Raw genomic sequence first — 2,001 nt, 5'->3', positions numbered from 1 at the left:
ACGCCACAGTATAACCATTTTACGGGCGTGCGCAGCTAACAAAAAATTCCAGCGGACTCCGCTACGCTGCGCCGCTGAATTTGGCGTTAGCTGCTTAAATCAAGTTCACGTAGTAAATTTGAGAGTTCATTATTACAGAGAGATTTAGTTAAGGAGGCGCAAAAGCACCTCCGGATTTTACACTTGGTCGTTCGGGTGTGCCCATATCAGAGGGGTGGAATAGGGGCCAGTTATGCTTGAAGTTGATTTTCCTACGCCATCGAGGGCTTTAGGCGTGAGTTCACGAGCAAACCAATTTTCCAGAGGGGCCAGGGTTTTTACAGGAGGCAGAACCTGATGAGGCGTATTGTACCGTTTGGCATAGTGGTGTATCTCTCCCATTATAAAAATAACGTCAGCGTCCAGCTCYTTCTCAGCTGCATCCATAAGCCGAGTGGCGTAGCCCTTTCTTTGATACTCGGGGAGTACTGCCAGTGGAGCTAATACATAGCACTTGAGGTGAGGTGCTGCGTCCACGGTTATAGGCGTGTAGCATGCGTGTGCCACACCCTCATACACGATAGAGTAGCTCCCGTCTGCAATCATGTCATCGGCTAAATCAGCGTAAAGCTTTGCGTGTCGTTCATCATAAAGACCTCCAGCGGCAGCGAAAGTTTCGTATTGGATTTGGTATGGTGTTTTCATTTCAATAAGCTCTTTATTTACAGTATTCATATGAGGGTTTTTCTTAAAAACCAAGAAGTGACAAATATTTTTTGATGAATCGGTTTTTGATTTCTTTCAGTGGATAATCATCTTTAGCGAACAAATAATTCAAAGCGATACCGTCTATCTCAGCGATTAGCATATGGCTATCAACAATACAGTCAGCCGAGGGTATTTCTGATAAGATTGACTGGAAGCCCACCATCATCAACTGGTATCTCTCCTCAATTAAATCCTTCACAACCTCCCGCATAGAAGGCTGACTCAGAACCTGAAAGTCGAATTGATAATACAGCTTCTGTTCTGGAGAGGTCATCGACAAAAAGATCTGCTCCAGATAATTAACCATTCTTTCTTTAGCAGGCAGCCCATCATTAATGGCATTAGCACTATCGCCAACGTCATTAATGATTTCAGCCATGCGGATGAATACCTCTCTGAGTAATTCATCCTTATTTTTAAAATGGTGAAAGACCGCGCCTTTAGATGCTTTTGCAAGTTCGCAAATAGCTGCAATAGAGGTTTTCTCATAGCCCTGTGTTGTAAAGAGTTCTATGGCTGCTTGAATAATTTGCTGCTTTTTGTCCATCAGATCCACCTGTGCAGACCAACCAGTCGGTTTGTGAGAGTRCCTTATTCCAAATGATCTTTATTTACAAGCTAAATTTCACAACGAGTGGACTTGCTGTGGGATTCGTGACAATAGCAAAGAGCATCATAGCTTCCACAGCAGCTAACAAAAAAATCGTGTGCGTTCGCTTCGCTCACCGGACGCCGCCTGCGGCGGCGCCGCACATTTTGGCGTTATCTGCTGTGTTTCTACCAGAATTACAAAACTGAGAGTTTTTTAGCGTTGGTAGTTTTTTTGTCCTGTTTCTGTCGAAAAGTTCAGAAGAAATCAGTAAGCTACGTTGTGCAAGCTGGCGTGAGAGTTTGGTCGTTTATTCCTTCTTTTATGCCAGCGTAAAAATCGCCGTTTGCTGTTTGTTTTTCCCAAGCTGGCAGGCGGTAGCGTACCAATTTCCTTTTGTCACGCCAGCACAGAGATCAGTTTCCATTCCATTTTTTCTGTCGGTCAGTTGGTGGGGAAGGGTGCAGGTTTTCTGTAGCGTGCAAAGTGTCAGGTTTWATGCAGGCCAGGAAGTTACATTGTCGTAAACATTAAGTATGTCAAACCTTCTGGCTCAAACTGTTTCGAGGTATTTTGGTTCTGCGTGGTTTTCAGCACCGTTCAAAATTTCTGGTTGTAAATCTTCTGGTTTTTACTTTGTCGCCAGTCGTACTTGCTTCAGGTTT

Annotated in this window: 2 protein-coding genes; both read right to left on the bottom strand. The window is 44.1% G+C overall.

Features of this window, described 5'->3' with window-relative positions:
* Positions 1–177: 177 nt before the first annotated feature.
* Positions 178–714 carry a GNAT family N-acetyltransferase gene (locus AKL11_RS24315; RefSeq protein WP_253705293.1) on the bottom strand — a complete coding sequence of 179 codons (537 nt, stop codon included), beginning with the start codon at positions 712–714 and terminating at the stop codon, positions 178–180.
* 13 nt (positions 715–727) lie between these two features.
* Positions 728–1,294 (bottom strand): TetR/AcrR family transcriptional regulator, encoded by a 567-nt coding sequence (locus tag AKL11_RS24310; RefSeq protein ID WP_067522942.1) that lies wholly within the window; start codon positions 1,292–1,294, stop codon positions 728–730.
* Positions 1,295–2,001 lie beyond the last annotated feature (707 nt).

This window comes from Endozoicomonas ascidiicola, assembly GCF_001646945.1.
GTDB lineage: Bacteria > Pseudomonadota > Gammaproteobacteria > Pseudomonadales > Endozoicomonadaceae > Endozoicomonas > Endozoicomonas ascidiicola.
Note: the sequence above shows the minus strand (reverse complement) of the source record. Positions and strands in the feature narration are given on the sequence as shown.